Source organism: Erwinia endophytica, assembly GCF_009295515.1.
GTDB lineage: Bacteria > Pseudomonadota > Gammaproteobacteria > Enterobacterales > Enterobacteriaceae > Erwinia > Erwinia endophytica.
In genome coordinates this window covers 47702-74478 of record NZ_RQVV01000003.1, presented here as the reverse complement: position 1 = coordinate 74478, position 26777 = coordinate 47702, and the positions used below count along the sequence as shown (strand labels likewise).

Here is a 26777-nt window from a genome sequence, read left to right as displayed (position 1 = left end):
GAGCGAATCACCCGTTATTAAAAATATCCATCAGCAAGCTGAGTCCCGATAAACTAAAACGACGTCCAGGTCTGTCGATACACCCGGTTCGACTCATGAATTGTGGGCAGATAAATTAAAGGCTGAGATGCTCGTTTATTTCCAGGAACAGCTGAAGATTTAAGCGGTTGATTAAGGATAAGCTGATAGTCAGGAGGGAAGGAACTCTCAGCGAATGCCATTAGACGTTATTTAGCAGCAGACTGACCGGGTTCAGCGGTTAAACCGCAACAAAAGAGCGGAATATTTTCCGCTCCATTGAGTAACAGGTTATATCGGTGATAGTGATTATGACTTCATGCTACCGACCATATCTTCCGGACGAACCCAGGCATCAAACTCTTCTTCCGTCAGATAACCCAACTTCATCGCAGATCCTTTTAGCGTCAGCCCTTCCTTATGGGCTTTTTTGGCTATTTCCGCCGCTTTATCATAGCCAATATGGGTATTTAATGCCGTAACCAGCATCAGTGATTCATTCAACAACTGGGTAATACGGTCACGATTAGGTTCGATTCCCACCGCACAGTGATGATTAAAACTGTCCATCCCGTCAGCAAGCATTCGTACCGATTGCAGGAAGTTGTGGACTATCATCGGGCGATAAACGTTCAGCTCGAAATTACCAGAAGCCCCCCCCATATTTACCGTCACGTCATTCCCCATGACCTGGCAGCACAACATGGTCATGGCTTCACACTGAGTCGGGTTGACTTTCCCCGGCATGATAGAACTGCCAGGTTCATTTTCCGGTATCGATATTTCGCCAATCCCACAGCGCGGACCCGAAGACAACCAGCGTACATCATTAGCAATTTTCATCAACGAGGCCGCCAGGCCTTTTAACGCGCCGTGCGCATGTACCAGCGCGTCACAGGTCGCCAGCGCTTCAAATTTATTTGGCGCGGTCACAAATGGCTGGCCAGTCAGTTCCGCCAGTTCTTTTGCTACGCGAACCGCATATTCCGGATGGGTGTTCAGCCCTGTGCCGACAGCCGTCCCCCCCAGCGCCAGTTCTGCCACGTGAGAAATATTTTGCTCAATATGCGTCAGGTTGTGATTCAGCATTGCCACCCAACCGGAGATCTCCTGGCCCAGCGTCAATGGCGTCGCGTCCTGCAGGTGGGTACGACCAATTTTAACAATGTCTTTGAAGGTTTCCGCCTTATGACACAGAGTGTTTTGCAGCACTTTTAACTGTGGCAAGAGATGCGCTTTCAGCGCAATGACCGCCGCAACGTGCATCGCCGTAGGAAAGACATCGTTTGAACTCTGACTTTTGTTCACATCGTCATTCGGGTGAACCAGACGAGACATGCCGCGCTCACCACCAAGCAATTCACTGGCGCGGTTTGCCAGCACTTCATTCATATTCATGTTGGTCTGAGTGCCGGACCCCGTCTGCCAGATCGCCAAAGGAAATTCACCGCTGTGGCGATTATCCAACACTTCATCTGCCGCTTTAATAATCGCCTGAGCACGATCTTGCGGCAACAATCCTAAATCCAGGTTAACTTTTGCGGCGGCACGCTTGGTTAGCGCCAGTGCGTGGATCAACTCAACCGGCATTTTTTCCGTGGAGATGCGAAAGTGTTCCAGCGAGCGCTGAGTCTGAGCGCCCCAAAGTTTATCCGCAGGTACTTCAATCGAGCCCATCGAATCTTTTTCAATGCGATTAGCGGCCATTACTGTCTCCTCTGGCTTCATTATATGAATTATTGACCCATCCTGCGCCCTTCAGGGCATCATGCGCAGGCCATACTCTGATATACAATAATTTAACATTATGCGATCAATTCTTCCTTCCTGCACTGAGGATTGTCTTTTTGACCTGGTTTTCTGCTTTAATAGCCGCAGTGATAACTGGATTATCTGTGAGTACACATGCAAAAATTAATCAATTCGCTGCAAAATTATGCATGGGGCAGCCGCCAGGCCCTGACTGAACTTTATGGCATTGCTAACCCTGACCATCAGCCGATGGCCGAACTGTGGATGGGTGCGCATCCCAAAAGCCCTTCCTTTATCGACGTTGATGGGCAGCGGCGCTCGCTGCGTGAGGTTATAGAGGAAGATAAAGCGCGCTTACTCGGCAACGCAGTCGCGGAGCAGTTTGGCGAGTTACCGTTTCTTTTTAAGGTATTGTGTGCCGACCAGCCACTCTCCATCCAGGTCCATCCAGGCAAATCCGCCGCTGAAGCGGGCTTTGCAAAAGAAAACGCTGCCGGCATTCCACTTTCTGATGCCAGACGCAATTATAAGGATGCCAACCACAAGCCGGAACTGGTGTTTGCCCTGACGCCATTTCGCGCGATGAATGGCTTCCGGGAACTGCACGAAATCGTCTCGCTACTGCAACCTGTCGCCGCAGCGCACCCTGCCATCGCCCATTTCCTCCACTCTCCTGCGATCAGTGGGCTGGCTCAGTTGTTCCCTTCTCTGCTCGCTATGCAGGGTAAAGAAAAACGCCAGGCGCTGGATATTCTCAAAACCGTACGACACAGCCAGCATGGCGAACCATGGGACACCATACAGTTGATCGCCGAGTTCTATCCGCAAGACAGCGGCCTGTTCGCCCCGCTGTTGTTAAACGTGATTGAACTCCAGCCAGGTGAAGCGATGTTCCTGTTTGCTGAGACCCCCCATGCTTACCTGAAAGGTGTCGCGCTGGAGGTGATGGCGAATTCCGATAACGTACTACGCGCAGGGCTGACGCCCAAATACATCGATATTCCGGAACTGATGGCCAATCTGAAGTTCGAGGCCAAACCCTGTGCCAGCCTCCTGACCCAGCCGGTACGCCAGGGAGAAACCCTCTCTTTTCCGGTCCCAGTGAAGGACTTTGCTTTCTCACTGCACCCACTCAGCGCCACGCCACAAACGGTCAGTCAGCAAAGCGCCGCCATTCTGTTCTGCGTTGAGGGCCAGGCCGAGGTCAGCCAGCGCGACAATCATCTGGTGCTGAAACCAGGCGAATCCTGCTTTATCCCTGCCTGTCAATCGCCGATAACGCTGGCTGGTACAGGCCGTATTGCCCGGGTTTATAACGATCTAAGCGATTACGGCTGACTGTGTAAGCTACAGTTGCTATGATGATTTAAGTTATTAAACAAAAACGTCTTTATGGCGTTTTTAGTTCGCCGGACTTTTGCCCGCAGGAATAAATTACCGGTGCCAGTGATTGAATAAGGATGACCTTACAGATGAAGAAAACCAAAATAGCTATCGGCGTGGTTGTCGCCCTTGGCGTGATTTGGACCGGAGCCGCCTGGCTTACCGGAAAACAACTGGAAAAAAATATGGATCAGCTGGTACAAAACGCGAATGCCCAGATTGACAATATGGCGCCGGAAAGTCGCTTGCGACTGAGCTATCAGGATTTCCAGCGCGGCATATTCAGCAGTTCCGCCCGTATTGTGTTGCAGTCGAGTTCGCAGACTGAAGATAACTCCCTGCTCAAACCAGGACAGAGTATTGTTTTTGATGAAAAGATCGACCACGGTCCTTTCCCTTTCGCCCAGCTTAAAAAATTCCATCTGATCCCCGGCATGGCTTCCGTACACTCTCAGTTGGAAAATACCGATGCAGTGAAGGCGTTATTTAGCATGGCGCAAGGCAAATCAGTCATTCAGGCTGATACCCGGATTAGCTACAGTGGGGCGACCACCTCTGAAATCACCTTATTACCGGTTGATTACAGCGATGCCCAGACTGGCGAGCGTTTCGCTTCGCATGGCGGTACACTAAACATTAGCGCTGATAATGAAGGTGACAAAGTTAATTTCAACGGTCATCTGGACAGTCTGGCATTGACCACCAAAAACCAGCTCAATATGCCCGTGTTGTTCACCGCCAACGGCCTGCAACTGGATGCCAACACCCATCTGACCCAGGAAGGGATGCGCATTGGCGACCAGAGCGTTAATCTGAAAACACTGACTGCGGCGGTTAACGGTCAGGAAGCCTTCACCGTAGAAGGACTGAAGGGTAAATCCTCTTTCAACTCTGAAAAAAACCTGATTAGCGGTACTATCGATTACACCCTGGATGCGTTGAAGGTACAGGATCAGAACTTCGGTCAGGGTAAACTCTTCATCAAGCTGGCCCAGTTTGATGCCAACGGCGTCAAAGCCTTCTCCGATAACTATAACCGTCAGGTACAGGCGCTGATAAGTGAGCCGGGCATCAGTGACAACCCTGCGCTGTATCAACAGCGTATGAGCCAGGTACTCAGCGCTAACATGCCATTGTTGTTAAAAGGCTCTCCCACCGTGAATATCGCGCCATTGAGCTGGAAAAATGACCAGGGTGAAAGCACTCTGAACCTTGCCATCGACTTCAACGATCCCGCATCCAATGCCGCACAGCCGCAAAATATTCTCCTGAACGTGGATAACGTGCTGAAAAAACTGGACGGCAAGTTGTCAATTTCAATGGGTATGGCAACCGAACTGATGACCCGGGTTGCGATAGCGGAAGGCTATAAGCAGGAAGATGCCGCTAAATTGGCTGATCAGCAGGTGAAAGGCGTGGCGGCGCTGGGACAGTTGTTCAAACTGACCACTCAGCAGGACAATAACATCGTGACCAGTCTGCAGTACGCGGCGGGCCAGGTGACGATGAATGGTGAGAAAATGCCGCTCGACCAGTTCCTGTCCCGCTATTATATGCAGGATAGCGATACATCCCCCGCGAAAGCACCGCAGTAACACACATCACAGGGCGTGCATGTCGCGCCTTTTATGCTGCTGTTCTCTCTGCCAGCATCATGCTGGCAGCCAGTCTTATTCTGAATTCTCCCCCCCGACAAAAAATCGCACAGAAAGCCCCGGTGAGTTTGCAAAACAGTGCAGGCCGTCAAATTAATAAATGATGCTTACCTTACTATTGCACCATAAAAGGGATGACATATCCCTGATACCCCGAATGTGCAGTAACGACTGCATGACATGGAGGCGTTAAAATGAAAGGAACATACAAAATAGCGTTAATTTCTCTTACTTTTTTATCAACATCGGCTCTCTCCTCTCCCCCCCTTCCCAGCGAGGGATCCCAACAGGCAATGACAATTACTGCCAGTAATGGATTTTACTATCCGGAGAATCGCTGGTCCTGGCAGCATATGAATCATCTCTATCCCACGGCCTCACTGGATAAAGGCGCAGGCGCGGTCTCTTCCTTACCGGTAGCATTGCTAAATCTGGATAATTTACCCGTTAAGGTCAGCGATGGACAAACCCTTCCGCTGAAGCAGGTGCTGGCCGACACGTTCACCGATGCCTTTGTCGTGGTGAAGGATGGCAAAATCGTTTACGAAAAGTATTTCAACGGACAAAATGCACGATCCCGCCACCAGATGATGTCGGTCACTAAATCCATCAGCGCCACCGCTATTTATCCTCTCATTAAGCAGGGAAAAATTGATCCCGGGGAAAAAGTGACAACCTATGTTCCTGAACTGGCAGGCAGCGCCTGGGATGACGCCACGGTGGATCAGGTACTCAATATGACGGTTTCGCTGGATTACACTGAAGACTACGATGATCCCCATTCTGGATTTAATCAGTATCTGCAGGCGATGAATCTGGCTGGCGACAACCATGAACCGGGTGGCAGAAAAGGCATGCGCGCTTTCCTGCAGTCGATAAAAAAAGGCCAGGGGCCCCATGGTCAGATACTTTTTTATGCCACCCCTAACACCGACGTATTATGTTGGATCGCGGCACGCGTTACGGGCCAACCGGCTTATCAGCTTATTGAGAAAAATGTCTGGTCAAAAATAGGGGCAGAGCGCGATGCATATATCTTGCTCGATCAATACAACACCCCGTTCTGTGGCGCCGGACTTAATGCAACCGCGCGTGATCTGGCGCGTTTCGGTAACATCATGGCAGAGGGCGGTAAGCTTAACGGCCGACAAATCATCTCGCCATCGTTTATCGCCACGTTACAACAAGGCGGCTCGCATCAGGCGTTTGAGCAAAGCCATTTCAGCCATCTCCCTTTCATGAAAAACTGGACGTATAAAGATCAATGGTGGATCAGCAGCAATCATGCTTTTGCCGCTATCGGTATCTACGGCCAAACGATTTATGTCGATCCCGCCGAGAAAGTCGTTATTGTGAAACAGACCTCGCGCAAGGTCGCGATGAACAGGGATGACAATGATTTTTTTAGCGCCGTGGCGGTCATTATTAAATGGCTCGGTCAGCCAGATCCGCAAAAAACGCCATGATATAACCTGCAAAGGGGGGAATTTAGCGCCCTGTTTTACGCTGATCCCCGTTCGATCAACCGCGGTGACAGAATGACATTCTGCACCGCCGCGTCTGGTTCCGCCATTCTTTGCAATATGCGTGTCGCTGCACTGCGGCCAATTTCCCGCGCTGAACTGCTGATAAAGGTCAACGCAGGGTCAGTCAGTTCCGCCTGCGGCGTGTCGCCAAATCCCACCAGCGCCATCTGCTGACCGTAATAGCTGTCCACCGCGCCATTACCGATGGTTCTGCCGGTATGCTGCAAACCAAAATAGCAGCCCAGCGTCACGGTCGCGTTATGACAGAGAATGGCGGTAATAGTGGGATACTGGTGAATTAACTGTTCAGTGATAGCGGCAACATCACGCTGGTGACGCCCGCATTCAACAATCCATTCACTGCGAAACGGCAGCCCATATTGCAACAGCGTGGCACAATATCCACCGATACGCTCTGCGCGAGTCAGTGAAGCACTTGATCCTCCCAGCCAGGCAATACAATGATGACCACGCTTAATCAGGTATTCGGTCGCCCTCTTCGCGGCATACTGGTTGTCCGGACGGACTGCGTCGACACCATCAAGGCTGCGGGCTCGCGAAGCACAGATTAGCGCCATGCCCTGCTCACGCGCCTTGTCAACCAAATGTGCGGCATTCTCTGCGCCGCCGCCCAGCACAATCCCTTCCACACCTTGCGCCACCAGAGAATCAAAGCAGCGATCAATATTCTGTCCCCGATGACCACTCTGGGTAAGAAACAGCACCTTGCCATTTTTTTCCAGCGTTTCACTCAGTCCCGCCGTCATCTCGGCATAAAATGGCTGACAAATATCCTGCACAATGAGTCCGATGACCCCACTCCCACCACCACGCAGCATAGCGGCGGAGCGGTTACGCACAAATCCCAGCGTTTCGATAGCCTGATTGACGCGCGCGGCGGTAAGCGGAGAGATCCGGCCTTTTCCGCTAAGCACCAGCGAGACGGTGGTGACGGAAACCCCGGCTTCAGCGGCAACATCATTAATCGTGGTGTTTTTTTTCAGCGACATAATTAGCGGATTCAAACAGAGGGACAACGCCACGCTGTACAGTAAAAAAACAGGAGATAAAACGTTACACCTGTCATTAAATAAATAAAACCACGGGTCGCGATATATTTTGATTTAACTCTCATTAACTCATGATAAAACGTTTTATCATTTTTACTTCCGTACCGCGGCTGAAGTCTTTAAGCAAGGAGCATCCATGTCAGACAGCCCCGCCAAACACAAGATCACCCTCTGGGAATTCTTTCAGAGTCTCGGAAAAACCTTCATGTTGCCCGTCGCACTGTTGTCATTTTGCGGCATCATGCTGGGTATTGGCAGCTCACTGAGCAGCCACAATGTCATTAGCTTACTCCCGTTTCTTGGCAATCCTGTTTTACAGCTGGTTTTCACCTGGATGAGTAAGGTGGGGTCCTTTGCTTTTAGCTATCTACCGGTGATGTTCGCCATTGCCATTCCTCTGGGTATGGCACGTGATAACAAAGGTGTGGCGGCATTTTCAGGTTTCGTGGGTTTTGCGGTGATGAACCTGGCGGTCAACTTCTGGCTGCATGCCAAAGGCGTACTGCCGACCAACGATAATGTGGTGCTGAAAGCCAATAACATCCAGAATATTATCGGTATTCAGTCAATTGATACCGGTATTCTCGGTGCGGTGCTCGTCGGCATCATGGTCTTTTATCTGCACCAACGTTTCCACACCGTCCGTCTGCCTGATGCGCTGGCCTTTTTCGGCGGGACGCGCTTTGTGCCCATTATCACCACCCTGGTGATGGGACTGCTGGGGCTGGTTATCCCGTTAATCTGGCCATGGTTTGCCGCCGCGATCAGCGGTCTGGGGCAGCTCATCAATGAGGCGGGCGAATTGGGTCCGATGATTTTCGGCACGGGCGAACGCCTGCTGCTGCCATTTGGACTACAGCATATTCTGGTGGCAATCATCCGTTTCACCGATGCCGGCGGCACCCTGGATGTCTGTGGCCGTAGCGTGAGCGGCGCATTGACCATATTCCAGGCACAGCTCTCCTGCCCGACCACCACTGGCTTCTCGGAAAGCGCGACCCGCTTCCTTTCGCAGGGTAAGATGCCGGCATTTCTGGGCGGTCTGCCTGGCGCGGCACTGGCGATGTATCACTGTGCCCGCCCAGAGAACCGCCATAAAATTAAAGGCCTGTTGATTTCCGGTGTGGTGGCCTGCATGGTCGGTGGAACGACCGAACCCATCGAATTCCTGTTCCTTTTCGTCGCCCCGGTGCTGTATGTCGTCCACGCGCTGTTGACCGGGTTGGGCTTTACCGTGATGGCGATACTGGGCGTGACTATCGGTAACACCGACGGTAACGTCATCGACTTCGTGGTGTTTGGTATCCTGCATGGCTTGTCGACCCAATGGTATTATGTGCCGCTGGTGGCGGCTATCTGGTTTACCGCCTACTACCTGATTTTCCGTTTCGCCATTATCCGCTTTGATATCAAAACACCAGGACGCGATAGCGATAACAGCAGCACCGGAAATCCCCTCACCAGCGGAAAATCAGGCTATAACACCCCCGCCATTCTGGCGGCGCTGGGCGGCATGGATAACATTACCTCGCTGGATAACTGTCTGACGCGTCTGCGTCTGCAAGTTAAGGATATGTGTCGGGTGGATGATGCCGTGCTGAAGGCTAACCGAGTGATTGGCGTGGTGCATCTGGACCAGCACAGCCTGCAAGTGGTCATTGGCCCCCAGGTTCAGTCCGTCAAAGATGAAATGGTCAGCCTGATGTCGTCTGCATCGGCCGGATCGAATACGGCGCCATAACGGCGCTGTTTTACCTTGAGGTTGCTATGTTTGATTTTGACCACGTGGTGGACCGCCGCGGCAGTTGGTGTACCCAATGGGATTTTGTCGCCGACCGCTTTGGCCATGCGGATTTACTGCCCTTCACTATTTCTGATATGGATTTCGCTACCGCGCCCTGCGTCATCGCAGAGCTGCACCGACGTGTGGCGCACGGTGTGCTGGGCTACAGTCGCTGGCAGCATGACGATTTTCTTTCCGCTATTGCCCACTGGTATCAACAGCGTTTCGCCGTCAACGTCTCTCCGGAACAGATAGTCTACGGCCCATCGGTAATGTATATGGTGGCGCAGATGATCCGTCACTGGTCGCAACCGGGTGATGGCGTGGTCATCCATACTCCCGCTTACGACGCATTTTATAAAACGATCGAAGGCAATCAGCGTAAAGTTCTGGCGCTTCCGCTACAGCGTCATGGGGCTGAGTGGCAGTGCGATATGACCGGGCTGGCAAGATTACTGGCGCGGGATGAGTGCAAAATTCTGTTACTGTGCAACCCACACAATCCAACCGGTAAAGTCTGGCGGCGTCAGGAACTGGAGCACATCGCCGCCCTGTGCCAACGCCATCATGTGCAGGTGATCAGTGATGAAATTCACATGGATATGGTAATGGACGAGGTGCAGCATATCCCCTGGTCACAAGTCGGCAGTGATCGCTGGGCACTGTTTACCTCGGCCTCGAAGAGTTTCAATATTCCGGCACTGACCGGTGCTTATGGCTTTATCAGTGATCAGCCGGACCGTCTCGCCTGGTTCCAGGCGCTGAAAAATGCCGATGGTCTGTCCTCTCCCGCCGTATTGTCGGTCGCCGCACACATTGCCGCTTATCGCCACGGCAGTGCCTGGCTGGATGCGCTACGCCGCTATCTGCATGACAATCTGCACCATGTGGCGCAACGGCTCAATCAGGCCTTTCCAGAACTCAACTGGCAGCCGCCACAGGCGACCTATCTGGCGTGGATCGATCTGGATCCACTGCACATTGAGCCATATCAGTTGCAAAAAGGACTCATCGAGGAACAAAAAGTGGCGATCATGCCGGGTTATACCTATGGCCAGCACAGTGAAAGTTATATACGACTGAACGTCGGCTGCCCGCGCAGTAAAGTCGATGACGGACTGACGCGGTTAATCGCGGGACTGACGCGTTGTCGTGCCGCCAGGCTTAAATAATCGGCAGTTAACCCGGAGATGGCGCAATTCACTGGCGGAGTTGCGCAAAATGTTTTTATACTGATCTGCACATTACGGTTACAGAGTGCAGCCACATGATCGACAGTCAGCTTCCCCTCACCGATATTCATCGCCACCTTGATGGCAATATCCGTGCACAAACCATCCTCGATTTAGGCCGCGAGTTTAACCTTACCCTGCCCGCTTCCACGCTGGAAACGCTGCGTCCACATGTCCAGGTCACCCAACACGAGCCTGATTTGGTCAGCTTCCTGCAAAAACTGGACTGGGGCGTAAAAATGCTGGGCTCACTGGACGCCTGCCGCCGCGTGGCCCGGGAAAACGTCGAAGATGCCGCCCGGGCCGGTATTCACTATGTGGAGCTGCGTTTTTCGCCTGGTTATATGGCGATGACGCACAACCTGCCGGTCGCAGGTGTGGTGGAAGCGGTGATTGACGGGGTTCGCGCCGGGTGTCAACAGCATGATATTACGGTGCGCCTGATCGGGATAATGAGCCGGACCTTTGGTGAAGAAGCCTGTCTGCGCGAGCTGGAAGGACTGCTGGCTCACCGCGACCACATCACCGCACTCGATCTGGCTGGCGATGAGCTGGGCTTCCCTGGTCGCTTGTTCCTCAGCCACTTTAACCGGGCCCGTGATGCCGGTTTCCGCATTACCGTGCACGCTGGCGAAGCCGCCGGCCCGGAGAGCATCTGGCAGGCCATTCGCGAATTGGGCGCTGAACGTATCGGTCATGGCGTGAAGGCCGTAGAAGATCCGGCATTGATGGATTTCCTCGCCACCCACCACATTGGCGTAGAGTCCTGCCTGACCTCCAATATCCAGACCAGCACCGTATCATCCCTGGCGCAACATCCCCTGGCGACTTTCCTCGATAACGGGATACTTGCCACCATTAACACGGATGATCCGGCGGTACAGGGGATTGAGCTGGCGCATGAATATCAGATAGCCGCACCGGCGGCTGGCCTGAGCAAAGCCCAGATCCGCACGGCGCAGGAGAATGGCCTGAAAATGGCGTTTTTAACTGACGCTGAGAAAGCGGCGATCCGCGCAAAAGTGGCTGCGTAAGCCACTCAGCCATCTGCCGCAGTGAGCGGCAGATGGCTGTTCTCTCATTTCAGGGTCATGGTCTGGCGTTTTTCTGCCGATTGCAAACCCAGCTCGATAAGTTCCATGACCTGAATAGCCTCCGCCACCGTGACCGGATTGTCGCCAGTGCCGTTAAGCGCATTACGAATAGCGGCATAATAAGCCGGATAGTTGCCCGGCGAGGTCAGCAGGGTCTTTTCCGTCATAAGCTCGCCGCTGGCTAACGTCAGCACACCATCGCGCATATCATAACCCCAGTCTTCCTGCGGTGGGCGGGCACCTGCTTTCAAATTATCTTCCTGCGGATCGAGGCCGTATTTCACATAGCTACCTTTCGTGCCATGCACCCGGTAACGCGAGGACTCCGCCGCGACCAGCATACTGGCGTGCAATACCACCCGGCGTTGCGGATAAGTCAGCACCGCATGGAAATAATCCGTGGTTTGCGCACCCGGACGCAGCTCGGCCATATCGACATTGATAGCGACCGGCGAACCGAACAGTTGCAGTGCCTGGTCAACCAGGTGCGGCCCTAAATCATACCAAATGCCGCTACCCGCCCCCTGCTGTTCACGCCAGCGGTTGCGCACCTCTGGACGGAAACGATCGAAATGTGACTCAAAATAACGGACTTCACCTAATGTGCCTGCTGCCAGTAACGCCTTCAGTGTCAGGAAATCACTGTCCCAACGGCGGTTATGGAAAACGGACAGCAACCGTCCTTTCGCTTTCGCCAGCGCGCCCAGTTCACGAGCCTGTGACAAGGTGACGGTAAAGGGTTTATCGACCACCACATGCTTACCGGCATTGAGGGCGGCTTTTGCCAGCGGGAAATGGGTATCATTCGGCGTGGGGATGACAATGAGCTGAAGCGAAGGATCATCGAACAGCGCCTGCGGGGACGATACAGCCAGGGTCTGTGGCCAGTCGGCATGGACTTTACCGGCATCGCTGCTGGAAATGGCCGCCAGTTCCATCCCGGCGGTTCCAGCGATTAACGGGGCATGAAAGGTTTTGCTGGCAAAACCATAACCCACCAGCCCAACACGAATTTTATCGCTCATCGGTATTCCTCTTGTCGCTTACCCTGATGATTTAAGACTATCGTCTGGCTAACAACAAGTGAAAATTACCTGAAATGTTCTGCACGTAAAGTAGACGAAATACGTTACAGGGTAACGCTGCTGGTCAAATCCCAGTTCTCATGCCCTGCCAACGAATCATGAGTATCAAGTGCGCGACGGCGGAAATCACTGGGGCTGACCCCAACCCTTTTACGAAATACGCGGGAAAAATACAACTGATCGTCATAGCCGACAATACGACCGATCGTCGCTATCGGCTCCTGGGTGGTTTGCAGCAACAGCTTAGCGCGGATCACCCGCTGGTCCTCACGCCAACGCAGTAAATTAACCCCCATCTGCTCACGAAACAGGTGTGCCAGCCGTGACGGAGAAAGGCAGACATGATTTGCCACTGCCTCAATCTTCAACTCTCCGGCAAGATTGCTGGTGACATACTGACAGGCCTCAATGACTCGCGGATCACGGATCTGTTGATGACTACGGGGGTCTTCCTCTACTGCCCGCAATAGCAGTCTTTCCAACAGATTCATCGCCAACTCTTCAGCAAAGCGACGCCCGGAAGTATGGGTCCGTTCAATATTGGCGAATAATCGCTCGAACTCCCCACACAACCGTTCTGGCAAACGCAATCGTCCTACTCCACGGGTCAGGTCCTGCCATACCAGCCAGTCGTTCCAGTATGCACGCGGTCGAAAATAAATCCAGCGGTGATGCCAACAGTCACTTTCTGGTGACCGGCCATAATAATGGGGCGTTTTGGGCTGGAACAACAACAGATCGCCAGGTTGACAGTGAAAAGCCTCTTCACCACTGAAGATCTGCCCTTGTCCTTTGAGTGTCAGGTTAATGATGTACCCCTTCATTCCGAGTGGGCGGTCAACAAAGAAATCCAGCGGATCACCCGCGTTAATGGGGGTCAGCCCGGCCACCAGCCAGGCATCAAAAGGATAACCGGGGAGCAATGGATTCGATTGTGCCATCGGCGCTAAACGGTGGTACATGATCTTTCCTCAGGCCGCTTTCGCTTTCTGTTTATAACGGTCGAAAATCACCGCGGCTAACAGTATCAAACCGCGCACCACGTACTGTGAAAAAGGCGAAATATTAAGAAGATTCATCGCATTCTCAACCGTTCCGAGGATCAGGACCCCCGCCACCACATAGGAAATTTTACCAATACCGCCCTTCAGAGAAACCCCGCCCAATACACAGGCCGAAATGACAATCAGCTCATAGCCCAGCGAGGTCATCGGCTGTCCGCTGGTCATACGCGAAGCCAGGATTATCCCCGCCGCCGCCGAAACCAGTCCGGAAAGAATAAAAATAATGATGCGGGTGCGTACCACGGGCACCCCAGCCAGCCTCGCGGCTTCTTCATTTCCCCCGATCGCCAACGTGTTGCGGCCAAAAGTGGTTTTATTCAACAGAAAACCAAAAATCACCATCGTCACGATGGTCAGCCAGACCGGCGCAGGCACCCCCAGCCAGTTGGCATAGCCCAGGGTGAAAAAACGCTCATCCTCAATCCCCACCGCTTTACCGTCGGAGAAAATATAGGCCAGCCCGCGAACAATCTGCATGGTCGCCAGGGTAGTGATCAGCGCATTGATCTTCAACCTGGCTATCACAAAACCATTAACAAATCCGCACGCCACACCCAGCAGCAACCCCGCAAAAATGCCGATCCACAGACTCTCGGTCATATTAATGACCACCGCCGTGGTGACGCCCGCGCAGGCAATCACCGAGGCGACGGAGAGGTCAAAGTCGCCGGAAGCCAGGCAAAACAACATGCCGCAGGCCACCATGCCAGACATCGACATCGCCAGACCGAGCCCTTTCATATTGATCAGGGTGCCAAAGTTCGGCACAAACACGGTACAACCAATAAACAGTACGGCGAACACCACCAGCATGCCGAAGTTATCCCAGATGCGAGTCAGGTTAACACGCTGAGATCTTCCCGGCGGTGTTGCAGAAGACGTGGTAGAAGATGACATAATAGATCTCCTTCAGATCAGGCCACAGCGGCAATTTGTTGCGTTGTTTTGGGCATCGCCAGACTCAGCGTCCTGGCTTCGGTCGCATCGTCATGGCTCAGTTCACCCGCAATTTCCCCTTCGCGCATGACCACAATACGATCGGCAACCCCCATCACTTCAGGCAGGTCGCTGGAGGCGAACAGCACCGCTATGCCCTGTTTAGCCAGCGCATAAATCAGGGTGTAGATTTCATGCTTCGCGCCGACGTCAATACCGCGGGTGGGCTCATCCAGCAGGATCACTTTCATCTCTTCCGACAACCAGCGACCAAGAATAGCCTTCTGTTGATTACCGCCAGAAAGGTTGATGATCGGCTGATCCGCCGACGGGGTTTTGATATTCAGGGCGCGGATATGGCTTTGCGCATTGTGGTTTTCCCACTGATTATTGATCAGGTATCCGGCAAGGAGATTATTACGTCTGGCGCTGATGTTAATATTGTCACGTACCGAGTGCACGGCGATAATGCCATCGGCTTTACGGTCTTCCGGACACAGTAAAATACCGGCCCGAATTGCATGGATGGGTTCGGTTATCACCACCTTCTGACCATCCAGCCACAGTTCACCGCCGGTCAGTTTTGTCGCGCCGAACAACCCTTTCATCAATTCACTACGTCCGGCACCGACCAGACCGAACAGGCCAACGATTTCGCCTGCTCTTACACTCAGCGAAATGGGCATGCGCACGCCTTTCGCCTGTACATTGTCCAGTTTCAGCCGTACCTCGCCGATTTGACGCGGCGTATAGCCGTAAATGTCGCCGATTTCACGCCCCACCATCGCCTGCACCAGTTGATCATGGCTGGTATTGGCCACGTCAGTGAAAGTCCGGACATAGCGTCCGTCTTTAAAGACGGTAATGGCATCGCTGAGCGCGAAAATTTCTTCCATACGGTGCGAAACATACAAGACCACCCTGCCCAGTGAACGCAGTTTGCGAATAACCCGGAACAGATGTTCAATCTCACGTGCGGAAAGTGAACTGGTCGGTTCATCGAAAGCAATAATTTTGGCGTTGCGCGCCAACGCCTTGGCAATTTCCACCATCTGCCACTGCCCCAACGAGAGGTTTTTCAGCGGCGTATCCGGATCGATATCCATCCCTAAATTTTCCAGTTGCTGCCCTGCTTCATAACGCAACAGCGAGCGGTTAACCAAACCCGCCCGTTGCGGTAACTGTCCAAGGTAGATATTTTCAGCGATCGACATTTCAGGCACCAGGTGCAGTTCCTGGTAGATAATGGCAATGCCGGCATCCAGCGCATCGGTAGCCTGGCTGAAACTGACGGGTTGGCCCTTAATGCGGATCTCGCCACTGCTGGGCTGATAGCTGCCACTGAGGATCTTCAGCAGCGTGGACTTACCGGCGCCATTTTCGCCCATCAATGCATGGATCTGACCCGCGGCACAGTCGAAGCTGATATCCTGCAGCGCCTTCACGCCCGGAAAAGTTTTGCCGATGCCGTGAAAGCTGAGATAAGGGGGTTGCATACTCATTAATCCTCCGGCGAACGTTACATCAGGCCTTTTTTAGCCAACTCGGTTTTGAAGTTGTCACGGGTTATCAGCACCACGTCGGTCACTTCGGTAAATTTCGGCGGCTCAACGCCTTTGGTCACCCAGTTGTAGAGCATCTGGATACTTTTGTAGCCATGCACGTCGGGACTGGGTAGCAGAGAACCATAGAAACCGGTGGCTTCGCTCTTGGATAATTCGCTGACAGCATCCACGCCGTTAATACCAATGCCAATCACATCCGCCGCCTTGAAACCCTGACCTTCCGTCGCCCGTACGCCGCCGAGCACCGTGTTGTCATTCATCCCGATGATCAACCAGTGTTTGACCCCCGGATGCTGTACCAGCAATGAGTTACCGGCATCAAACGCACCAGGGATATCATTGGATTTAGTCGGGACTTTGAAGATTTGTGCCACGGGGAAACCCGCCGCTTTCAGCGCGTCCATTGAGCCGGTAGTGCGACGACGGGCGGTATCCAACTCATCTGCGGTGATGGCCATTACCGCGGTATCTTTCACCTCCCAGCCGCGTTTTTGCATCTCTTTATACAGTTCCTGCCCCTGGCGTTCGCCGATTTTGCTGGCGGCCATCATCACCAGCGGCACCGTATCCATCGGCTTGCCTTTCGCGGTAACAAACTGATCGTCAACCGCAATCACCTTTAAACCATAACTGCGCGCCTTCGCCACAATAGCGGCCCCCAGTTTCGGATCCGGCGTACAGATAACGAACCCTTTGGCGCCGCTGGCGGCCAGGCTGTCAATTGCATTAAGGGTTTTTTCGCCATCGGGAACGGCAATTTTGATCACTTCAAAGCCCATATCCTTGCCCGCTTTATCGGCAAATCTCCATTCTGTCTGGAACCAGGGTTCCTCTGGCTGTTTGACCAGGAAACCCAACTTCATCGTATCGGCTATAGCTGAATGTGACATAACGGCGGCGAGGCCAATAGCGGCCAACGCATGGATAATTTTGTGCATGAGGCTCTCCGGCGCAATACCCGCTTTTCGCGGTGTGATGTAATCGGTAACAATCGGAATGCTGAAAACTTAACGAGCTGTATTCATGGTTCTTTCGGCCCGGTTCATCAACGAATGACGCGGCCGGTAAGCGCTAGTTGTAACGGTAATATTGCCGCGAAAGAGAGAGCGCTATCACACCCTGAGATAACAGCAAAATTATGCATATATTTAGCAATATTAACCTTTTCATAACATTTGATCGCCATCACAAAAGCGCCGCAGATGGCAGGAAAATGCATATATGTAGCGGCCATTTCCTCACTATCGCCATCACCGCTTCTTAGGGTAAAGAGACCCTACTCATGACCACCAGGAGAAGAAAGAATGCAGGTGGACGCCATTACGATAGGACTGGACTTTGGCAGCGATTCGGTACGCGCGCTGGCGGTGGATTGCGCCAGCGGCAAAGAGCTATACCGGCAGGTCGTGGCGTATCCACGCTGGCAAGCCGGGAAGTTCTGTCAGAGCCGTATCAACCAGTTTCGTCACCATCCACAAGACTATATTGACGCTTTTGAACAAGCCATTAGTGACGTTGTCACAAAATTATCACCTGAACAGCGACAAAACGTTGTCGGTATCGGCGTAGATTCAACCGGGTCCACCCCTGCCCCGATCGATGCCGATGGCAAGGTGCTGGCGCTACGTCCGGAGTTCGCGGAAAACCCCAATGCGATGTTCGTCTTGTGGAAAGATCACACCGCTATCAAAGAAGCCGAGGAGATTACCGCCCTGTGTCACAGCGGAAAGTTTGCGGATTACTCCCGCTTTATTGGCGGTATTTATTCTTCGGAATGGTTCTGGGCCAAAATCCTGCACATCAGCCGTGAAGACGCCGCGGTACATGCCGCGGCAGTATCGTGGATTGAACTGTGCGACTGGGTTCCGGCCCTGCTCAGCGGCACCACTGCTCCCCATGCCATCCGCCGCGGCCGCTGCGCGGCCGGTCACAAATCGCTGTGGCATCCGGACTGGCAGGGGTTGCCAACAACCGCGTTTTTACAGGCGCTGGACCCCATACTGAACCAACATCTCGACCTGCCGCTGTTTACCGAGACCTGGACCGCTGATCTGCCGGTCGGGACGCTCACGCCGGAGTGGGCGGCTCGTCTTGGGCTAACGGAGAACGTGACTATTTCCGGCGGGGCTTTCGACTGCCATATGGGGGCGGTCGGCGCGGGAGCCGGGCCTTACACCCTGGTTAAGGTTATCGGTACCTCCACGTGCGACATCCTGATTGCCGATGAGCAACGCGTCGGCAATCGCGCGATAAAGGGCATCTGCGGCCAGGTCAATGGCAGCGTGCTCCCCGGCATGATTGGACTGGAAGCCGGACAATCCGCCTTTGGCGATATGTACGCCTGGTTCAGCCATCTGCTGAGCTGGCCGCTGGTTCAGGCGACAGAACAACACCCTCACCTGCAGGCGGAACTGGCTGGCATACAGAAAAATCTGCTCAACGAGCTGACCAACGCCTGGGTCGCCGATCCGCAACTGGATCATCTGCCCGTGGTGCTCGACTGGTTTAATGGTCGCCGTACGCCGTTTGCTAATCAGCGGCTGAAAGGCGTCATCACCGATCTGAATCTGGGGACTGACGCGCCAACCTTGTTTGGTGGCTTTATTGCCGCCACCGCGTTTGGCGCACGGGCGATTATGGAGTGTTTTGAGCAGCAGGATATTCCCGTCGCCAGCCTGATGACGTTGGGCGGCATTGCCCGTAAATCGCCAGCCATTATGCAGGTGTGCTGCGACGTGATGAACCGTCCACTGGATATCGTTGCATCGGATGAATGCTGCGCGCTGGGCGCGGCGATTTTTGCCGCCGTTGCCGCGGGCATATATGCCGATATCCCCACAGCGCAACGAAAAATGGCCAGCCCAGTCGCCACAACGTTGCAGCCTGATGCGACCCGTATTGCTCGCTATCAGCAACTGTATCAACGTTACCTTCAATGGTGTGAAACGGCCGAGCCACTCTTCGCCGCGCATCCGTCAAAAATATCAGGAGAATAATGATGACTCAGCACAACGCGCTTAATGTCTGGTTGGTGATTGGTACTCAGCATCTTTATGGCACGGAGACCTTACGTCAGGTTGAACATCATGCCCAACAGGTGGCGGATGGACTGAATCGCCAGGGTAATCTGCCGTTTCCCCTGATCCTGAAACCGTTGGTGAAAAGTCCGGACGAAGCCCTGGCGCTCTGCCGACAGGCTAATTATGCAGAGGATTGTCTGGGCATTATCACCTGGCTGCATACCTTTTCACCGGCCAAAATGTGGATTGGCGGTCTGTCGATCCTCAACAAACCACTGCTGCAGTTCCATACCCAGTTCAACGCCGAGATCCCGTGGGACAGTATGGATATGGATTTTATGAACCTGAACCAGACTGCGCATGGCGGCCGGGAGTTCGGTTTCATCGGCGCGCGGATGCGTCTGCCGCACAGCGTCGTCACCGGACACTGGCAGGATAACACTGCGCAGCAACGCATCGGAAAATGGATGCGGGCCGCCGCCGCGAAGCAGGCCAGCCAAAATCTGAAGGTGGCGCGTTTTGGCGATAACATGCGGGAAGTGGCGGTAACGGAAGGCGACAAAGTGGCCGCACAGATCCAGTTTGGTTATGCGGTGAACGGCTGGGGGATTGGCGATCTGGTGACGGTGATCAACGACGTCAGCGATAGTGATGTCAACACGCTGGTCGATGAATACGAAAGCCTGTATGACTTTACTCCCGTGGCTGCCGCCCATGGCGAAAAACGCCAGAACGTACTGGATGCGGCAAGGATCGAACTGGGGCTCAAACGTTTCCTGCAGGCGGAAGGCTGCATGGCCTTCACCACCAACTTCCAGACCCTGCACGGCATGACGCAACTGCCAGGTCTGGCGGTTCAGCGTCTGATGGCGCAGGGATACGGTTTTGCGGGTGAAGGCGACTGGAAAACCGCCGCGTTGCTGTACATTTTCAAAGTAATGGCCAGCGGTCTGCCTGGCGGTACTTCATTTATGGAAGATTACACCTATCACTTTTCACCCGGTAACGAACTGGTACTCGGTTCGCATATGCTGGAAGTGTGTCCTTCTGTCGCCCGCGAATCCCGTCCGCTACTCGACGTACAGTATCTGGGGATTGGCGGTAAAGCCGATCCCGCGCGGCTGATTTTTTCCACCCCTGCCGGTCAGGCGGTAAACGCCAGCGTTATCGATATCGGCGACCGGTTCCGCCTGTTGGTCAATGTAGTGGATGCCATTGAGCAACCGCACCCCCTGCCCAAACTCCCGGTCGCCCGCGCGCTATGGCAGGCGCAACCATCACTGGCGACCGCGGCGGAAGCCTGGATCCTCGGCGGCGGCGCACACCATACCGTCTTTAGTCAGGCGCTGACAGTGGACGATATGCGCCAGTACGGCGAAATGCACGGGATTGAAGTGATGGTGATTGATGAAACCACCACCCTGCACAACTTCAGGGACGCATTACGCTGGAACGAGGCTTATTACCGGCTCAATCAGCGCTAAGGTTTGCGCAGGAGTCTGAGCGGTTTGCTGAGCCACCGTCACACGTTGACCCGCATGAGGTATGAAGGTGAGGGGCTGGTTAGCATCGAGCATCGGTGCAGGCCGGAGGGAGGTACATTCGCCCCTCCGCCCCTGTTTGCCGTGTCCCTGCGGCCCCTGAACTGATCTGCTATGGCGCCAGTCGCTTCACCGGCGCATTCTGCTGCCGTTGCCACATTACCGTCAGTAATCTTTGCAACGTAATAAAAGCAAACAACAAAATACCAATCGCGATTTTCGTCCACCATGAACTCAGTGTGCCATCAAAATTAATCCATGTCTGGATCAACCCCTGAATCAACACCCCAAACAGGGTGCCCAGCACGGTTCCCACCCCACCGGACAACAATGTGCCGCCAATCACTACCGAGGCAATCGCATCCAGCTCAACGCCCATTCCCGCCAGCGCATAACCCGCAGAGGTATAGAGGGAAAAGACGATCCCGGCCAGTGTCGCCAGCGCCGATGACAACATATAAATTCTCACCGTCGTACTGCGTGTCGAAATCCCCATCAGTTGCGCGGAGGTCGCATTGCCGCCAATGGCATACACCTGATTACCAAAGCGGCTGCGGTGCGCCAGGATTATCCCCACCACCACCACAAACAGCATGATCACCGCTAACAGGCTCAACCGCCCTCCGCCGGGGATCTTCCATGCCAATCCCGACAACGTGACATACAATGGATGGTTGATCGGTATCGAACTCTCGGCCACCAGATAACTACTGCCGCGCAGAAAAAACATCCCGGCCAGGGTGATAATAAAAGCGGGGATTTGCAGCGCATCAATCAGCCAGCCCATCATCGCCCCAAAGGCCGCCCCCATCACCATCACCAGCGCAAACGCCAGCCAGGGATCGAGATGGTAATCGCCGATCATCCGTGCCAGAAACACCCCCGTAAAGGCGATGACGGCGCCGACCGACAGATCGATCCCCCCAGAAAGGATAACGAAAGTCATGCCCACAGCGATAATGCCGAGGAAAGCATTATCCGTCAGAATATTGGCAATCACCCGCGTGGAAGCAAAACCCGGAAACTGACCCAGGCAAAACAGATAACCTGCGACAAACACCAGCAGCGTTATCATTAACGGCAGATGTCGTTTAACCACCTTTTCGCCCCCTGTTAAACAGTTGAATAAAGCGCGGTGACTGGATAAGCAATACCACCATCACCACGATGGCCTTCACCACCTGGTTCAATTCCGGCGGAAAGCCGGACAGCAGAATGCCCGTATTCATCGCCTGGATAATCAGTGCGCCAATCAGCGACAACAGCATATTAAAGCGGCCGCCCATCAGCGAAGCGCCGCCAATCACTACCGCGAGGATCGCATCCATCTCCAGCCACAATCCGGCGTTATTGGCATCCGCGCCACGAATATCCGCCGCCACGATCAACCCGGCAACCCCCGCACACAATCCACTGACAATATAGGTACTCATCACTACCAGCCAGCTATTCACCCCAGCATTACGGGCGGCGCGCAGATTGATCCCCACGGCTTCGATAAACATCCCCAGGGCCGTTTTGCGTGTCAGCAACGCCACCAGAATCGCCACCACCAGGGTTATCCACAGCGGAACCGGCAAGGTCCACCATGAACCGCTGCCCAGCCACGCCAGCGATTCCTTGTCAAAGGTAATGATTTGCCCCTGCGTGATCAGTTGCGCGATCCCACGTCCCGCCACCATCAGGATTAACGTGGCCACAAACGGTTGGATCTTCAGCAGCGCCACCAGTACACCATTCCATAAACCGCACAGTACGCCAGTTGCCAGCGTGGTCAGAATAATCACTGGCAGGCTGTGGCCCGAAACGGTCAGCGTTGCCGCCGTCGCGCCAGCAATCGCCATTACCGCGCCAACCGAAAGATCGATGCCACCAGTAGCGATTACCAGCGTCATACCAATGGATAACAGGGCGACTGGCGCAGCCCGATTAAGAATGTCAATCGGGCTGCCAAACAATCGCCCTTCCTGTAAATGGATGGCAAAAAAATGGTGCGCCACCAGGCTGTCGGCAATCAGCACCAACACCAGCGCCGCTATCTGCGGCAACCCGACAGGGCGTTTGCGTTTTAGCATCGGCAATTTCCCCGGCAACCGATGTGACTCAAGCATGTGGTTCCCCTCCCGCCGCAATTGCCTTGACAATGGCCGCGACGGAAAGCTGCTCCAGCGGGATCTCAGCCACCTGCCGACGGTCACGTAAGATAAGCACCCGATCCGCATACCCCACCAGTTCCTCCAGCTCCGACGAAATCACCAGCAACGCCAGACCGTCGGCGCAAAGTGATTCAATCAGGCGGATAATGTCGGCATGCGCGCCAACATCGATGCCACGCGTGGGTTCATCAAGGATCAGGAACTGCGGTTTAGTCACCAGCCAGCGAGAAAGCAACACCTTCTGCTGATTGCCCCCGGAAAGCAGCTCCACCGGCTGGTCGGCGTGCGGCGTGCGGATCCCCAGACTACGGATAAAACGCCCGGCTATCTCCTGTTGCTCCCGCCGCTTAATCGGGCGCAACCAGCCCCGCTGCACCTGCAGGGCCAGAATAATGTTTTCCTGTACCGAAGCCGCCCCGACAATACCTTCGGTTTTTCGATCTTCCGGGCAAAAGCCCATCCCCAACTTTGCCGCCTGCGCGGGTGTTCTGATCGTGTATTTTTTCCCCCTGATGAAGGCACTGCCACTGTCGGCTCGCCTGATAGCGAACAGTAATTCCGCGGTTTCTGTCCGCCCGGATCCCAACAGACCAGCCAGCCCCACCGCCTCACCAGGACGCACGCTCAGGTTGAAGGGTTCGATTACCCCTTTCTTGCCGTAATCTTTAAATTCCACCACCGGCTGATTGCGCTTCAGCGTGCTCCCGGCACGGTGCAACGCGCTCTCTGACAACTCACGTCCAAGCATCAATTTGATCAGTTCGATCTGCGGCAACGCGCTGGTTTCATGGGTCGCGATAAACTGACCGTTGCGTAATACGGTGATGCGGTCGCTGACGTTGTAAACCTGGTCGAGAAAGTGACTGACAAAAATCAACCCCATGCCCTTCGCTTTCAACTGGTTCATCAGTGTGAACAGCATTGCCACTTCACTGGCATCCAGACTGGCGGTGGGTTCATCAAGGATTAATACCTGAGCCGAAAGATCCACGGCACGACAGATAGCGATTATCTGCTGCATGGCGACGGAATACTGCCCGAGCGACCGGGTTACATCCAGTTCAAAACCATAGCGTTGCAGCAGTTCTCGGGCTTTTTTCACCAACGTCTTACGGTCAATTAACCCCAACCGCCGCGGCTCCCGCCCAATAAAAAGATTATCCGCCACCGACATATTCGGCAGCAGATTGACCTCCTGATAAACCGTCCCCATTCCCGCCGCCTGGGCTGCCGCCGTGTTATGCGGATTAATCACACGGCCGGCCAGGGTAATGGTTCCGGTATCGCGTTTATAAACGCCTGTCAGGACTTTAATCAGCGTGGATTTTCCCGCCCCGTTTTCACCGAGCAGCGCCATTATTTCGCCACGATGGATATCAAATGAAACATTATCCAACGCTTTAACGCCGGGAAAGGTTTTGCTGACGCCGCGAATACTCAACAACGGCGCAGAGGATGTCATCCGGGTGGTCATACGACTTTGCCTCGCACATGAAAAAGCCACCTGGCGCGCAGGCGGCGCCGGTGTCAGTAACCCATACCTTTTTTCTTGTCTAACTGAGATTGTGCGTCAGCGGGTAGGAAAAGTTTTGATTCGGTTTTAATAATTTTTGGCGGTAGCGTACCGTCTTTCTTGAATTTTTCTAATGCGTCAAACGCTGGCCCGGCCATATTGGGTGTCAACTCGACATTGGCATTGGCTTCACCGGCCAGCATCGCTTTATAAATGTCCGGTACGCCGTCGATAGACCCGGTGAGAATATCTTTACCCGGTTTCAGGCCTGCTTCTTTAATTGCCTGGATGGCGCCGATCGCCATATCGTCATTATGGGCGAAGAGCATACAGATATTTTTACCGTTATTTTCCGCCTTAATAAAACTTTCCATCACTTCTTTACCTTTACTGCGGGTAAAGTCACCAGACTGAGAACGGATAATTTTGATACCTGGCGTATTGGCAATCGCTTCAGCAAATCCTTTTTTACGGTCTATGGCGACGCTGGCCCCTACTGTTCCCTGCAATTCCACCACGTTACATGGCTGACCGGCCCGCTCTTTAACCAGCCAGTCGCCGATCAGTTGGCCTTCATAAACGTTATCAGCGGTGACCACCGCCATATACAACGATTTGTCTTTCACCACGATGGCGCGATCCAGCAGGAATACCGGGATGTGGGCATCCTTCGCTTCTTCCAGCACCGGTTCCCAGCCAGTCTGTACCACCGGAGCGATAAAAATGGCATCGACGCCCTGGGCGATAAATGAGCGTACCGCCTTGATCTGATTCTCCTGTTTCTGCTGACCATCCGCAATTTTTAGCGTAATGCCGCGTTTCTGAGCCTCGCTTTTAGCGACACTGGTTTCCGCTGCTCGCCAGCCTGACTCAGCGCCAACCTGCGAAAAACCCACCGTCAACGATTCCGCCAGCGCCGTAGCAGATAAACTGCCGCTAATGAGTGTGGTTAAGAGTAAACGCTTCCACATGAGTTATTTTCCTCTGATGGGATTTTGTAGTGTAGGGTTAAACACCACTCAAGCCTGGACTAATGGCGAAAAAACATTTTCGACAATGCTCACAAATCTCATTCATTAAAGGACGTTACACCACACATTAGCCGCGTCATATCGCAATGAGATATGGATAAAACGCCTGTGAAATAAAAAAAGGTATGTTAACTAAATGTAGTGAAGATAAAGACTTATTCTCGGCGGTCAATGGAAACGATTACAACACCTCGTCAGGTTCTGTCATCATGAACCGAAAAAATAGCCGCGACGTTCATTCTCGAATTTGTGAACTGTGCCACAACACCGGCTGATGCATACCGTCAACCACCATAAAAGGAAATATTGCTCTTCATTCCTAAAGTACGGTAATTTCGTATTTCCCGCTATAGACACACCAGCAACGCGCCATATACTTGCATTCACTTAATTCTGACTGCCGCATCCACTATGACTGTGCAAGATTATTTATTAAAATTTCGTAAAGTTAGCTCACTGGAAAGTCTGGAGAAATTGTTTGACCATCTCAATTATTCGCTGACCGATAATAATGAGATTGTTAACATGTACCGTGCTGCCGATCACCGCCGCGCGGAATTAGCGGCGGGTGGGCGTTTGTTTGATTTAGGTTGTGTGCCCAAATCAATCTGGCGTTATGTGGTATAACTTTTTTGTCGTTAATGCCCTAATGCCCTCGCTGATTTTCCCGTATAATCCTCTGTTCATTGAATATCTGACTTGTTTGGCGTACAAACAACCAGCTTCATCCATTCAGAAGGATTTATCGTGGCTGTAGATGTAAAACCGCGTATCACCGGACTGCTGCTGGTTCCGCTCGCCTGGCTACTCATGACCATGCTGACCAGCGCCTTGATTGTCGCCATGTATTTAAGCGCGTTAATGACGCCTGAACTGCGCAATGTCCTGTTCAATAACACCTCGGATTTCACCCTGCAGTGGTGCATTTCACTGCTGACCTCGCTGGTTGCCTGGTGTTACAGTCTGTGGGTGACATGGATTTTCTGCAAGCGGTCGCGCCGTCTGCCTAAACACTATATCGTCTGGCTGCTGGTGACGGTGCTGCTGGCCATTAAAACCTTTGCCTTCTCGCCCATCAGCGATGCCGCCGCGATCAGAACATTGCTGATAGCCCTGCTGGCCGCCGCCGTGCTGGCGCCCTACTTTACGCGCTCGCAACGCGTTAAAGACACCTTTATTGAACCCTGACGGCTCACCAACCCAGGCCGCGGGAATGTTGCAGTTAATACGCTGCGGCTAAAAAGTTTCTCGCCACCAGCCGTTGCAGATCAGGCCACAGTGATATGGGGTAACACAACCGCGACTTCAGCATCGCTCATGTGTAAAGTGAAAACGTCACGCTTTCCCACGGTT

21 protein-coding genes are annotated in these 26777 nt (G+C 53.5%); 10 read left to right on the top strand and 11 right to left on the bottom strand.

The genetic code is table 11. The features are described 5' to 3' along the window. Positions 1–327: 327 nt before the first annotated feature. Entirely contained in the window at positions 328–1725 is a 1398-nt protein-coding gene (gene fumC / locus EH228_RS00550) for a class II fumarate hydratase (RefSeq protein WP_152319754.1), read from the bottom strand. Positions 1726–1923: 198 nt separating this feature from the next. On the opposite strand from fumC, the gene manA reads away from it, so the two are divergent. The 3 genes from manA (at position 1924) to EH228_RS00535 (ending at position 6274) form a co-directional block, all read left to right on the top strand. Further along, the gene (manA, locus tag EH228_RS00545; RefSeq protein ID WP_152319753.1) at positions 1924–3108 is read left to right on the top strand and encodes a mannose-6-phosphate isomerase; all 1185 of its coding nucleotides are present in this window, start codon (positions 1924–1926) and stop codon (positions 3106–3108) included. A 134-nt stretch (positions 3109–3242) separates the two neighbouring features. Beyond that, entirely contained in the window at positions 3243–4748 is a 1506-nt protein-coding gene (locus EH228_RS00540; protein ID WP_152319752.1) for a YdgA family protein, read from the top strand. 353 nt (positions 4749–5101) lie between these two features. Next, entirely contained in the window at positions 5102–6274 is a 1173-nt protein-coding gene (locus EH228_RS00535; protein ID WP_193323243.1) for a serine hydrolase domain-containing protein, read from the top strand. Between the two features lie 35 nt (positions 6275–6309). On the opposite strand, the gene malI is transcribed toward EH228_RS00535, so the two are convergent. Then, positions 6310–7344 (bottom strand): Mal regulon transcriptional regulator MalI, encoded by a 1035-nt coding sequence (gene malI / locus EH228_RS00530; RefSeq protein ID WP_152319750.1) that lies wholly within the window; start codon positions 7342–7344, stop codon positions 6310–6312. A gap of 196 nt (positions 7345–7540) precedes the next feature. Here malI and malX point away from each other — a divergent pair, with 196 nt between their 5' ends. The 3 genes from malX (at position 7541) to add (ending at position 11453) form a co-directional block, all read left to right on the top strand. Further along, a complete protein-coding gene (gene malX, locus EH228_RS00525) occupies positions 7541–9145 on the top strand; it encodes a maltose/glucose-specific PTS transporter subunit IIBC (protein WP_152319749.1) in 1605 nt (534 codons plus the stop codon). A gap of 26 nt (positions 9146–9171) precedes the next feature. Beyond that, complete coding sequence (locus EH228_RS00520; protein WP_152319748.1) at positions 9172–10359, top strand: MalY/PatB family protein; 1188 nt, start codon at positions 9172–9174, stop codon at positions 10357–10359. Between the two features lie 95 nt (positions 10360–10454). After that, entirely contained in the window at positions 10455–11453 is a 999-nt protein-coding gene (gene add, locus EH228_RS00515) for an adenosine deaminase (protein ID WP_152319747.1), read from the top strand. Positions 11454–11497: 44 nt separating this feature from the next. On the opposite strand, the gene EH228_RS00510 is transcribed toward add, so the two are convergent. The 5 genes from EH228_RS00510 to EH228_RS00490 form a co-directional block, all read right to left on the bottom strand. Then, the gene (locus EH228_RS00510) at positions 11498–12538 is read right to left on the bottom strand and encodes an oxidoreductase (RefSeq protein WP_152319746.1); all 1041 of its coding nucleotides are present in this window, start codon (positions 12536–12538) and stop codon (positions 11498–11500) included. Positions 12539–12642: 104 nt separating this feature from the next. Further along, positions 12643–13560, bottom strand: coding sequence for an arabinose operon transcriptional regulator AraC (gene araC / locus EH228_RS00505; RefSeq protein ID WP_152319745.1), 918 nt, complete (start codon positions 13558–13560; stop codon positions 12643–12645). A 9-nt stretch (positions 13561–13569) separates the two neighbouring features. Continuing rightward, complete coding sequence (gene araH / locus EH228_RS00500) at positions 13570–14559, bottom strand: L-arabinose ABC transporter permease AraH (protein ID WP_152319744.1); 990 nt, start codon at positions 14557–14559, stop codon at positions 13570–13572. Between the two features lie 17 nt (positions 14560–14576). Continuing rightward, the gene (gene araG / locus EH228_RS00495) at positions 14577–16100 is read right to left on the bottom strand and encodes an L-arabinose ABC transporter ATP-binding protein AraG (protein ID WP_152319743.1); all 1524 of its coding nucleotides are present in this window, start codon (positions 16098–16100) and stop codon (positions 14577–14579) included. Positions 16101–16117: 17 nt separating this feature from the next. After that, complete coding sequence (locus tag EH228_RS00490) at positions 16118–17101, bottom strand: arabinose ABC transporter substrate-binding protein (protein ID WP_152319742.1); 984 nt, start codon at positions 17099–17101, stop codon at positions 16118–16120. Positions 17102–17467: 366 nt separating this feature from the next. Between EH228_RS00490 and EH228_RS00485 the strand changes: the two genes are divergently transcribed. Continuing rightward, positions 17468–19159 carry a ribulokinase gene (locus EH228_RS00485; RefSeq protein ID WP_152319741.1) on the top strand — a complete coding sequence of 564 codons (1692 nt, stop codon included), beginning with the start codon at positions 17468–17470 and terminating at the stop codon, positions 19157–19159. A 2-nt stretch (positions 19160–19161) separates the two neighbouring features. Then, positions 19162–20667: an L-arabinose isomerase gene (araA, locus tag EH228_RS00480; protein ID WP_152319960.1), complete on the top strand. Its 1506-nt coding sequence runs from the start codon at positions 19162–19164 to the stop codon at positions 20665–20667. Between the two features lie 169 nt (positions 20668–20836). On the opposite strand, the gene yjfF is transcribed toward araA, so the two are convergent. The 4 genes from yjfF to ytfQ are packed head-to-tail and all read right to left on the bottom strand — an operon-like array spanning position 20837 to position 25364. Continuing rightward, on the bottom strand, positions 20837–21823 hold the full coding sequence (yjfF, locus tag EH228_RS00475; RefSeq protein WP_152319740.1) for a galactofuranose ABC transporter, permease protein YjfF: 987 nt from the start codon (positions 21821–21823) through the stop codon (positions 20837–20839). Further along, positions 21816–22835 carry a galactofuranose ABC transporter, ATP-binding protein YtfT gene (gene ytfT, locus EH228_RS00470; protein ID WP_152319739.1) on the bottom strand — a complete coding sequence of 340 codons (1020 nt, stop codon included), beginning with the start codon at positions 22833–22835 and terminating at the stop codon, positions 21816–21818. The genes yjfF and ytfT overlap by 8 nt, the downstream gene beginning before the upstream one ends. Continuing rightward, complete coding sequence (locus EH228_RS00465; RefSeq protein WP_152319738.1) at positions 22828–24354, bottom strand: sugar ABC transporter ATP-binding protein; 1527 nt, start codon at positions 24352–24354, stop codon at positions 22828–22830. Before EH228_RS00465 ends, ytfT begins: the two co-directional genes overlap by 8 nt. A gap of 53 nt (positions 24355–24407) precedes the next feature. Beyond that, on the bottom strand, positions 24408–25364 hold the full coding sequence (gene ytfQ / locus EH228_RS00460; protein WP_152319737.1) for a galactofuranose ABC transporter, galactofuranose-binding protein YtfQ: 957 nt from the start codon (positions 25362–25364) through the stop codon (positions 24408–24410). Between the two features lie 471 nt (positions 25365–25835). Here ytfQ and ydgT point away from each other — a divergent pair, with 471 nt between their 5' ends. Together ydgT and EH228_RS00450 are read left to right on the top strand one after the other, a co-directional pair. Continuing rightward, entirely contained in the window at positions 25836–26051 is a 216-nt protein-coding gene (gene ydgT, locus EH228_RS00455; protein ID WP_152319736.1) for a transcription modulator YdgT, read from the top strand. Positions 26052–26171: 120 nt separating this feature from the next. Then, the gene (locus EH228_RS00450; RefSeq protein WP_152319735.1) at positions 26172–26612 is read left to right on the top strand and encodes a DUF2569 domain-containing protein; all 441 of its coding nucleotides are present in this window, start codon (positions 26172–26174) and stop codon (positions 26610–26612) included. Positions 26613–26777: the final 165 nt, after the last annotated feature.

What these genes read in the sequence shown, in the direction of transcription:
- fumC (WP_152319754.1), bottom strand. Translation starts at nt 1,725, where the DNA reads ATGGCCGCTAATCGCATTGAAAAAGATTCGATGGGCTCGATTGAAGTA.
- manA (WP_152319753.1), top strand. Translation starts at nt 1,924, where the DNA reads ATGCAAAAATTAATCAATTCGCTGCAAAATTATGCATGGGGCAGCCGC.
- EH228_RS00540 (WP_152319752.1), top strand. Translation starts at nt 3,243, where the DNA reads ATGAAGAAAACCAAAATAGCTATCGGCGTGGTTGTCGCCCTTGGCGTG.
- EH228_RS00535 (WP_193323243.1), top strand. Translation starts at nt 5,102, where the DNA reads ATGACAATTACTGCCAGTAATGGATTTTACTATCCGGAGAATCGCTGG.
- malI (WP_152319750.1), bottom strand. Translation starts at nt 7,344, where the DNA reads ATGTCGCTGAAAAAAAACACCACGATTAATGATGTTGCCGCTGAAGCC.
- malX (WP_152319749.1), top strand. Translation starts at nt 7,541, where the DNA reads ATGTCAGACAGCCCCGCCAAACACAAGATCACCCTCTGGGAATTCTTT.
- EH228_RS00520 (WP_152319748.1), top strand. Translation starts at nt 9,172, where the DNA reads ATGTTTGATTTTGACCACGTGGTGGACCGCCGCGGCAGTTGGTGTACC.
- add (WP_152319747.1), top strand. Translation starts at nt 10,455, where the DNA reads ATGATCGACAGTCAGCTTCCCCTCACCGATATTCATCGCCACCTTGAT.
- EH228_RS00510 (WP_152319746.1), bottom strand. Translation starts at nt 12,538, where the DNA reads ATGAGCGATAAAATTCGTGTTGGGCTGGTGGGTTATGGTTTTGCCAGC.
- araC (WP_152319745.1), bottom strand. Translation starts at nt 13,560, where the DNA reads ATGTACCACCGTTTAGCGCCGATGGCACAATCGAATCCATTGCTCCCC.
- araH (WP_152319744.1), bottom strand. Translation starts at nt 14,559, where the DNA reads ATGTCATCTTCTACCACGTCTTCTGCAACACCGCCGGGAAGATCTCAG.
- araG (WP_152319743.1), bottom strand. Translation starts at nt 16,100, where the DNA reads ATGAGTATGCAACCCCCTTATCTCAGCTTTCACGGCATCGGCAAAACT.
- EH228_RS00490 (WP_152319742.1), bottom strand. Translation starts at nt 17,101, where the DNA reads ATGCACAAAATTATCCATGCGTTGGCCGCTATTGGCCTCGCCGCCGTT.
- EH228_RS00485 (WP_152319741.1), top strand. Translation starts at nt 17,468, where the DNA reads ATGCAGGTGGACGCCATTACGATAGGACTGGACTTTGGCAGCGATTCG.
- araA (WP_152319960.1), top strand. Translation starts at nt 19,162, where the DNA reads ATGACTCAGCACAACGCGCTTAATGTCTGGTTGGTGATTGGTACTCAG.
- ytfT (WP_152319739.1), bottom strand. Translation starts at nt 22,835, where the DNA reads ATGCTTGAGTCACATCGGTTGCCGGGGAAATTGCCGATGCTAAAACGC.
- EH228_RS00465 (WP_152319738.1), bottom strand. Translation starts at nt 24,354, where the DNA reads ATGACCACCCGGATGACATCCTCTGCGCCGTTGTTGAGTATTCGCGGC.
- ytfQ (WP_152319737.1), bottom strand. Translation starts at nt 25,364, where the DNA reads ATGTGGAAGCGTTTACTCTTAACCACACTCATTAGCGGCAGTTTATCT.
- ydgT (WP_152319736.1), top strand. Translation starts at nt 25,836, where the DNA reads ATGACTGTGCAAGATTATTTATTAAAATTTCGTAAAGTTAGCTCACTG.